This window comes from Microcoleus sp. Pol12B4, assembly GCF_036701385.1.
In the GTDB taxonomy this organism is placed as follows: Bacteria; Cyanobacteriota; Cyanobacteriia; order Cyanobacteriales; family Microcoleaceae; genus Microcoleus.
The window spans coordinates 19,419-28,164 of the sequence record NZ_JAUBQR010000072.1; the positions used below are offsets into that span (position 1 = coordinate 19,419).

Genomic DNA, 8,746 nt, shown 5'->3' on the forward strand with positions numbered 1-8,746 from the left:
CAACAAATAGTGACAGAGAAATAGAGCTGTGTTAGAACAGCTATCGATCAACCACCCAAGCTATCTTAGAAAGGACGCTAGCGAAAGCACAGTCATGGCACCTCCCACTAATCCAAATCCGGCGGATTCATCTGCAAAACAGGCTCTAGAGGCTGGGCTAGCAGCTTTGAAACAGCAGGATTACCCCACCGCGATCGCCCTTTTAGAATCCGTTACCCAAACCGCCGCCAATCAGTCGTCGGGAATCCGCGCGCAGATGGGGTTGGTGGCTGCGTACAAAGCAACCGGTAATCTGAAAAAGGCGATCGCCCTGTGCTCTTCCCTCGCCAAAAGTCCCAACTCTCAAGTCAAAACTTGGGCCGATCGCGCTTTAACAGAATTAGCCCCCCCTCGACCCCCAAAACCACCGGAAAATAAACCAAAATCCGCCGAAACTCCCCCCGAAACAGGCTTTGTCGCCTTTGATGCAGGAACAAAATCGCCTAAAAAATCGATTGGGGGCGATCGACCGATCGCCGATAAAAAAACAGGATTTTTACCTTTAGAGCCTGCTGTCGAGCCTGTAAACGCCAAATCGCAACATATTTCCCCGCCACCTCCACCCCCCACAAGCCAGACTTCTGAACCGGAAAACTCGACCGAAACCGCACCCGATACAGAAATTAGCGGCGAAAATAGTTCCGCTTCCCCAACAGATATCCCCGGAGTCGCCAGCCCAGATACTTACCAACTCACTTGGCGCGAAGCAGGGCGCGCCAAAAGCCCGCGCCCCCTCAAACGGCTGAAGTTGCTGGAGTTTCGGCTGCAAGCCGTTGCAAGTGCGATCGCCCTATTTTTCCTAGCCCGGTTTGTCCTGCAATTCCTGCTGACAAACACTAATTCTCTGTTGGTTCAGCTTTACATATTCACTAGACTGCCTATTTTCGCGCCGATTCAGCTTTTTTACCGCGATCCAACTCCGTTTGTTCAGATGGTATTTGGATTGCTTTTGGCCTCGTCTCCGTGGCTGATAGACGCGCTGCTGAAACTGTTTTGCGGCATCGAAACCCTGCGCGGGTCAGTTTTATCGAAGCACAGCAAAGAAGCTAGTCGGGTAATGCGAAGTTTTTGTACCAAGCAAAATATGCCGGTGCCGGTGCTGAAACTCTTGCCGCTGAATGTTCCTGTAGCTTTCAGTTACGGCGGTTTGCCCCGTTTTGCTCGGATTGCTGTGAGTCGCGGGCTGTTGGAACAATTGACGGATGATGAAATTGCCACTATTTTCGCGCGGGAGTTGGGCCATATCTCTCACTGGGATTTTGCGCCGATGTCGCTGGCGCTGCTGGTGATTCAGATTCCTTACTTGATTTATTGGCAGGTGGCGCAATGGCAAGAGCGGTTGTGTGATTTAATGACGATCGAGTTTTTGCGTTCTGCTGTCAAATTTGTGGCCGCTGCAATTTCTGCTATTAGTTATGGGATTTATAAGTTGTTGCGCTGGCCGATGTTGTGGCTGTCGCGCCGCAGAGTGTATTTTAGCGATCGCACTGCTGCGGAAATTACGGGCAATCCTAACGGTTTGACGCGGGCACTCGGTAAAATGGCGATCGGTATTGCTGATAATATCCAACAGCAAAAACAAACTAGCTTTTTCCTCGAAAGTTTCGATCTATTGTTACCCGTAGGTGTTGGACAAGCTGTAAGCCTTGGTTCTGCTGCATTACACGCGCCCTTGGAACAGATTTTGCTGTGGGATGTCAGCAATCGGGAGCGCAATTGGTTGACGGTTAACCGCGCGCATCCTTTGCTGGGAGAGCGTTTGAAGCTTTTGGCTCTTTATGCTCAATTCTGGCAAGTGGAGACAGAGTTAGATTTGGCAAACGCGGGAGTGCCAGAACCACCCAGGAAAGGAAAATTGTCGTTTAAGTCAATACTCGAATTTAAAGACTCAAAACTATTTTTACAGGGTGCGCCGTTTTTTGGAATTCCGATGAGTTTGGCGATAGTCGGGGTGCTTTGGCTGATTGGGGGGATTTTTTCGAGGACGAGTATTTGGCAGTTGGATTGGCTGTGGGGCGATCGATCTATTCTTTGGGGCTGTTTGCCGATCGGATTTAGCATCGGTACTTTGATGCGGATCAATTATTTCTTCCCGGATATTATCCCGCGAGAAACCGCTTCGCCGAGTTTGCCGGAAATTTTGTCAAATCCTGATAGTTTGCCGCTGGATGCTGAACCGGTGCGGCTGGAAGGGCAACTTTTGGGTCGATCGGGTATGAGTAACTGGCTGGGACAAGATTTGATTTTGCAAACGGCCACAGGGTTGGTGAGGTTGCACTATGTTTCGAGGTTTGGCTACATTGGCTCTTTGTGGCCATTTTTGTTCAAAGAGACTACTCGCCCCAGCGATTTGATCGGAACATCTGTTGTGGCGACTGGTTGGCTGCGCCGGGGTGCTACTGTGGCGATCGACCTTGAAAGTCTCCGCAGTCAAGGAGGGAGGGTTAGTGACAGCGGACATCCGATTTGGTCTGCGATTTTGGCTTTTGCTGCTGCTTTTTGGGGCGCATACATCATTATCCAAGGCCCAAGGTGAGGAATAGCGATCGGATTGCCGCACGAGTCGCCAACAACGCGCATCCTCGATCAGTTTTGAGTTAAACAGCGGATGGGCGATGTTCTCGGTGCTGGTGGCGCAGCCTACTATTCATTGGTGTCAACGTAACGCCAAACCTAGTACCTGTCTGCTGTTTGACGATTAGGGTTCGATCCCCCCTAGCCCCCCTTAATAAGGGGGGGACAAGAAATATCCTCAAAGTCCCCCTTCTTAAGGGGGATTTAGGGGGATCTAGACTCCGGTAAAAACGAGATTTATCAAGGGTTTTAGCCTTAAGTTGACACTAATGCCTACACTCTTCTTCCTTCTTGCCTCTTTTTTCGTAAAGAAAAGTTGCTTTTTTGCCAGCCGTCTGTTACATTAATTTACATGAATTGGATTGAACCAAACAGCGCGATAACTTCAGTTGGCTAAAATCCCTTAAGGCATTGCGTAAAAATTGTCAACATCCCAACACAGCAAGTACAGCCAGCCGCTTGTCGGCTGTTTTTTTTCGAGCGCTATTTTTGCTGTGCGCGATGAATTCTCAAAAGTGATTCAGATGTGGTTTCCGTTAAATTCAGACTGAAATCTTCCTAAATAACTAGCTCTGTTACCAAGGCTGTGATACCTTTAAAGAATGCTCGGACTCTGCCGGGCCTGATTTAAGGGATAGCGGGTAAGTGAGTAGTTCTCAGCATTAGGAGCGAGGTAAGATTACTGGCTAAAAAAATGTTAGCGATTTTACCCATCACTGTATTAAACTGAATACTGGCATTCCGATCGCTTGCAATTGACACATCCTTGGACATAAATTTCTACACGGCGCTGGCTATAAACATTCTGAATCAAAACCGGAAGCAAGTAATAGAGAATAGCCAATAGCCTCAACATTTGAGTGATGACTAAAAGTTTACACAACAACCTGAGATTTAAAAGCTCTCTGCATAGGCGGTTAAGTTCCGGCCTTATCAGAGTCAATCATCTTTTTGTTCTAAAAGGTGGGGGGAGCTGTCAAGGTTGGTGGGAGGAATGCGCCAATTATCGGGTTATGTGGTGTTTGTCTGAAGTCAATATTCAGTTGACTTCAGGTAATTCGGTTCGAGCAAATTAATTAAAATCCAAGTCGGGAGGAATTTTTCATGTCTATTCGTCTTTATGTTGGCAATCTACCGAAGGAACTTGATCGCCAAGAATTGCAAGAAGTTTTTGCACCGGAGGGCGAATCTGTTACCACCAAGGTAATTACAGACCGCAAAACTGGAAAATGCAGAGGATTTGGTTTTGTGACGGTGCTAACCGACGAACAAGCCGACCAAGTTATTGAGAAATACAACGGCTTGATGTTCAAAGAAAACCCGCTGAAAATAGAGAAGGCATTGCCCCGCTCTAAGGGTAAATCTGAGAAGGGCGAAGACGATCAACAGCAGTCGCCACAGTCACCGCAGTTGGTGTCGGCATCGGCGTCTGTGCCAATGCCTGTACCTGCGCCGCAGCAACAGCAGCGCTCGTCGGCTCCTCCTACCCAAGGTGGAGGCGGTTCCAGCAAAAGCAATCGCCGTCGGGGTGACAACAACAAGTCTCGCCGCAATCAGTCAGCAACAACGGTGTCGAGCGCTGATTCGGGCTCGGTGCAGCCAGATCCGCGCTGGGCGAGTGCTCTGGAAGAACTCAAGCAAAGATTGGTGGAAGCTCAGACTACTAATTAGTCGAAAATGGCGGCTAATTGCTGCTGCCTCTCGACTGTGGTTGACTGAATGTATCTGGAAGTGCGATCGAGAATGGGTCAAAAAACCCTGTTCTCGATCGCACTCTTTTATGGTAAAAAACCTCTAATATCTAGCAGTGCGGTACAATAACCGCGATCGGGCAAGTAATGAAAACTCAAGTCCTGACTACCAACCAGTTTGATTTTGGTCGCTCGACCGGACACGATGTCATATCCTGAGAATGGTTGGCAAAAAACTCGGTTTCTCTGAAAATATAGGGTTAAGCAGCGAGACATTTAGAAAGAAACCCTGTTTTTTGCCCCCCTAAATAATTCCTACTTATTCGATCGGCCCGAATTCAATTGTCTCAATAAACTCAAAAATCTTGTTCATAATTCCCTCAACTTCAGACTCCAGGGAACCCAATTCATCCCCCTCGTGATAAATTCGCTGACAGCTTACGGTGTAACAAAAATCGTCAGCAATAAAAGCCATAAGTCCCCGGTAAGCATCCAACCGAGTCAGAGGACCATCGTTTTCTTGCACGCTGATAGTTGCACCCGCAGGCAAATCTAAAACCACGAAATAAGCTTCTTCATCTTCTAAATATTCTGCGTGGAGTAACTTAGAATTGGCAACATTACCAAGAATTGCCTGAGAAACAAAATTGTCGAGAAAAGACTTGAGATAAGCTTCCTCGCCAACCGACTCGATTGTTTCTTCAACTTCACCAGCAACAGGGAAATAATCAATTTTCAGCAAAACGCCAAAGTCGTCAGAAAATGCGACACAGCTTTCTTGCTCATCAATTTTACCGCCTCGTTCCTCGTCAACTGGAATGGGAACGCTAAAATTGCCTTCAGGAGATACGTACCATGCCGCATGGAAATCAGACTCTTCGCCCTCTACTTCCGAGTAAGCAGCAGTTACATCCTCAATAATTTCTGCTGCTTCCTCGTCTTCCACACCTAATGCTTGCTGGAATTCCTGAAGAAAAGCCTGGTGCTTCGGAGATATTTCGCCATCTGCGACAAACATTGCTGCGGTTATTGCAAAAGTATCCAACACTAACTCATCTGGCATGGATTCCCAAGCAGTATTAAATAATGCTCCTAAACCGTCTTGGGCAACAATACCGTCGAGTTTTTGAAACATTGCTGACATATCATCTTCCGAGTATTCAGCAAATATTTCTGATTCCCAAAGTATGCTTTCTAAGATATCAGCATCCGTGTCAGGGGAATTTGCCTCTGCTGCGACAAGTGCTATGGCTGATACGGATTCTTCTAAAGTCAAGCTTGCTTCGGATTGGTCTTCTGAATTGAATATTTTATCAAACTTGGCCACAGGTTTTGCCCCGCTAGTGTTTAGTTTTGCTATTCATAGCAAATTTATGACATAAAAAGATAGTCGTCAGGGATACATTTAGTTTTTGCAAAATCCCACCAGTCAATGTGGGGTGCGTCTAGCCTTACACCTGACCACTGGTGAATATCCAATCTCCAATTAATTTACCAAGGACTGCCAATTATTGTGAATCCGGCCCAAAACTTTGGGTGAGAGAACTCTGCATTTGCTACTTGTGTAGCTTGAGTAAGGTCGATCGCGCCTGGAGTTCCCCGCAATTGACCGTTTTTAACTAAAATTTGTTTGTGGATCATTGCCAGTTGAGCTTTTCTGAGCGCTTCAGCTTTAATTGGCTGCGATCGCAAATGGCGGTAACATTCGGTCATCAGCGCTAAAGTGGCGACATCATTAAGGCTGTAAGGTCGATCGCCCTTAAATCCTATCGTCCTGGACGCATCCAAACCAAAAAAAACCAGGTTTTTTGCGGTTTTTGCTGTTAGTGAGCCAAATAACACGACTCCCGCGCCCGCCAATCTCAGCTTACAACCGTCAACAGCAGCGACTAATCCAGGTAGTTTGACAGTAAATTCTGCCAATACTATCCCCGACGATATCTTGCTAAATGGCGGTTCAATTCCAACGATGAACAGCTTTAGCGGCATCGATGATGACATTCTCATCTACGACTCTAACAGCTTGTTAACATCTTTAACCAGAGCTCAAACTCAGCCAATTCTGCCTTTGCAAGCCGCGAGTTTGAGTGGCGCGATCGCTCCTACTGCTAATACTTTTACTAAGGACAGCGGCCTCTTAATTACTCCTACTGCAAGTCCCAGAAACCACTAGCAAATAGCGATCTAACTGGCATTTCTAGCGTGAAGTAATTGTAGGTTTGGTTGAGGGCGATCGAATACATTAAAAACCCGGTTTCTTGAAGAAACCGGGTTTTTGCAGTTGTTGCGGTTTGTAATACCAAATCCGGGTTAGCTATTGTCGCGATCCATGGTATAGTGCGTCGCTCGTTCTAACGTTGCTGTTCAGAGGCTGCCAATAACCTTTCGTGCCTAACCCGATGACGTTGATTAGGCCGGGTGCAAGCGAGTTGTTATGCGGCGGAACTAGCAGGGTTTATGCCTTTGTTTTTAGTAGGGAAGCAATTTCAATCATTAATTTTCGGCGCTCTGGCTGCATATAATCAAGATTTGCTGACCAGTTCAAAATATTGATAATTTCTGCTGATTTACTGGGAGCAAATTGATTCTTTGTTACCACTCTTCTTAGCGCCAATAAAGCAGCGTATTGAGTGTAGGGCATCTCCATAATACCAACTGCTCTAGAAACTAACAAATTTATATAATCAGTTGATGTGTTCCACTCAACGTGCTTGTAAGCAGACAAACGCTCTCCCCCCTTCTGGCTATTTAGTCTTTCATGAACAGGAAAATTTATAACTTTAGGAATTAAAGTCCACATTGTTGAGGAAATTTCGTGCATTAATTTTGTGCGGTTACGTCCAGAGGGCATTTCATCTCTAACCCTATCGTAATAGCCAGCCAATTGATCTATCCGCTTCAATGCTTCCGTTGAATCTATATCGTTCGCAGGATCGACTAAAGCTATGGCCTCTCGATAGCGTCCCTCAAGCTGCTGCAGCGTTTCCTGAGATGTTAGATTTATAGCCCCAATATCGGATATTTTTTCTTCGTATTTTTCTGATGCTTCTTGAACACCATATTTTAGTTTTATTCTCAGTAGATTAGTCTCAATTTCCTCAATGCCTTGTTCGCGTAACCAATTTAAAGAACCTTGCACTTGCGGAATTTGAGAAAGAAACCAAGGAAGTAAAATAGGAATCCAAAAAAGAAAGAGAAGAAGTAAAGTTACCGATGTAACCTTTAATTCAACTGAAAAACTCCAAATGTTGCTGTTAACTTTATCCGATTTAAGAGAAATACTGAGTACGCTTAATATGATTAAGATAATGATAGTAATCGAGTATTTTTTTCTCAAAGAAGAGGAAAGACCCGAATTGATACTCAATCGCTCATCTTGATTAATCTTTCGATGATAATTTCTATTCATACAATACCACACCACACTTTGCGCTAGCGGTTTAACTTTGAACAATCTGAAGGCCTTCTACTCTACCTTAACTCAACCAATAAACCACCCCGATCGCCCTGTCGGTGAGAAAAAGTGACCTGATGTTGTAGAGACTTGTAAATGGTAAATTGTCGAGCTATAGGAAAGAGCGATCGCATTTGCAACCTTGACGACAGCTACAACTTATCGATCGTAGCATGAAAGTCAGCGTTACAGTTGCGTGTCTATTTGTCACAATCCCAGAAATCACTTGCAGACACGCTCATGACACCACCAAATGAGACAGCAACGTTAGATCCAATGCGAATAAAAAGTCGAGCGTTTGGGTGCTTCTTGCTAAGGTTACGAGATGCTTGCAATCCAGTTTTATCGACTTCATAATCACCTGTTTCAATGTCGATGATGACCATCTTGCCGATGTTCTCTTCCACCTCGACCTTTTGGGGGATGTTGCTTTCGTACAATTGCTTTGCACGTCGTGCAACTTCTTCCCGGCTTAAAAGAATTACCTGCATATATTGACTCCCGATCGCTACGCTTTTCTGTGACTCCTTCTATGATAGCCCACGGACAAGCAGGGTGAACATTGCGGTTAATTCAGTAAATTTGTTTTATTTTCCCAAAAGCAACTCTAACCCATAATAAGATGTAACGGAAAAACCTATTACTCTTGTGACGATAAAAAAGAAAAACCGATGACTGAATATCAATTAACGCCCGCAAAGTACCACCACGTACAAGTAGTTGTTTCCCTAAACCGCGTTCATTTAGAAAACTATAAAACTCCTGATGCAGCATTAACAAATACTGCTAGAACGTTGCAGTCCACACCCAAGGTAAAAAACCCGGTTTCTTTCGTCGGAGTGCGTAAGTCCTGTACTGAATTAATCGCAAATGTAACGTCTTGTTACAAGTTACTTGACACCAGGAACTAAATCTATATCATGGCTGACTATAATTGGGTAAAAAATAAATTTGTAGGGGAAATTCCATGCAAAAACTAACTAGAATT

General features: G+C 45.3%; 8 protein-coding genes. 4 read left to right on the forward strand and 4 right to left on the reverse strand.

Features of this window, described 5'->3' with window-relative positions; genetic code table 11:
• The first annotated feature begins 94 nt into the window (after positions 1–94).
• Positions 95–2,575, forward strand: coding sequence for a zinc metalloprotease HtpX (locus QUA38_RS12425; RefSeq protein ID WP_333162150.1), 2,481 nt, complete (start codon positions 95–97; stop codon positions 2,573–2,575).
• Between the two features lie 1,142 nt (positions 2,576–3,717).
• Positions 3,718–4,284: an RNA-binding protein gene (locus QUA38_RS12430; RefSeq protein ID WP_333042288.1), complete on the forward strand. Its 567-nt coding sequence runs from the start codon at positions 3,718–3,720 to the stop codon at positions 4,282–4,284.
• A 339-nt stretch (positions 4,285–4,623) separates the two neighbouring features.
• Here QUA38_RS12430 and QUA38_RS12435 read toward each other — a convergent pair whose 3' ends face one another.
• Together QUA38_RS12435 and QUA38_RS12440 are read right to left on the reverse strand one after the other, a co-directional pair.
• Positions 4,624–5,631: a tellurite resistance TerB family protein gene (locus QUA38_RS12435; RefSeq protein ID WP_333162152.1), complete on the reverse strand. Its 1,008-nt coding sequence runs from the start codon at positions 5,629–5,631 to the stop codon at positions 4,624–4,626.
• Between the two features lie 164 nt (positions 5,632–5,795).
• A complete protein-coding gene (locus QUA38_RS12440) occupies positions 5,796–6,227 on the reverse strand; it encodes a CHAT domain-containing protein (protein ID WP_333094541.1) in 432 nt (143 codons plus the stop codon).
• On the opposite strand from QUA38_RS12440, the gene QUA38_RS12445 reads away from it, so the two are divergent.
• Positions 6,208–6,477, forward strand: a complete 270-nt coding sequence (locus QUA38_RS12445) for a hypothetical protein (protein WP_333094540.1) — start codon at positions 6,208–6,210, stop codon at positions 6,475–6,477. The genes QUA38_RS12440 and QUA38_RS12445 overlap by 20 nt on opposite strands.
• Positions 6,478–6,759: 282 nt before the next feature.
• On the opposite strand, the gene QUA38_RS12450 is transcribed toward QUA38_RS12445, so the two are convergent.
• Both QUA38_RS12450 and QUA38_RS12455 read right to left on the reverse strand, forming a co-directional pair.
• A complete protein-coding gene (locus tag QUA38_RS12450; protein ID WP_333094539.1) occupies positions 6,760–7,713 on the reverse strand; it encodes a hypothetical protein in 954 nt (317 codons plus the stop codon).
• Positions 7,714–7,958: 245 nt separating this feature from the next.
• On the reverse strand, positions 7,959–8,249 hold the full coding sequence (locus tag QUA38_RS12455; RefSeq protein WP_333094538.1) for a hypothetical protein: 291 nt from the start codon (positions 8,247–8,249) through the stop codon (positions 7,959–7,961).
• A gap of 180 nt (positions 8,250–8,429) precedes the next feature.
• Between QUA38_RS12455 and QUA38_RS12460 the strand changes: the two genes are divergently transcribed.
• On the forward strand, positions 8,430–8,669 hold the full coding sequence (locus tag QUA38_RS12460) for a hypothetical protein (RefSeq protein ID WP_333094537.1): 240 nt from the start codon (positions 8,430–8,432) through the stop codon (positions 8,667–8,669).
• Positions 8,670–8,746 lie beyond the last annotated feature (77 nt).

Excerpts from the sequence above, each read along its gene's own strand:
- QUA38_RS12460 (WP_333094537.1), top strand. The coding sequence starts at position 8,430 with ATGACTGAATATCAATTAACGCCCGCAAAGTACCACCACGTACAAGTA.
- QUA38_RS12455 (WP_333094538.1), bottom strand. The coding sequence starts at position 8,249 with ATGCAGGTAATTCTTTTAAGCCGGGAAGAAGTTGCACGACGTGCAAAG.
- QUA38_RS12430 (WP_333042288.1), top strand. The coding sequence starts at position 3,718 with ATGTCTATTCGTCTTTATGTTGGCAATCTACCGAAGGAACTTGATCGC.
- QUA38_RS12450 (WP_333094539.1), bottom strand. The coding sequence starts at position 7,713 with ATGAATAGAAATTATCATCGAAAGATTAATCAAGATGAGCGATTGAGT.
- QUA38_RS12425 (WP_333162150.1), top strand. The coding sequence starts at position 95 with ATGGCACCTCCCACTAATCCAAATCCGGCGGATTCATCTGCAAAACAG.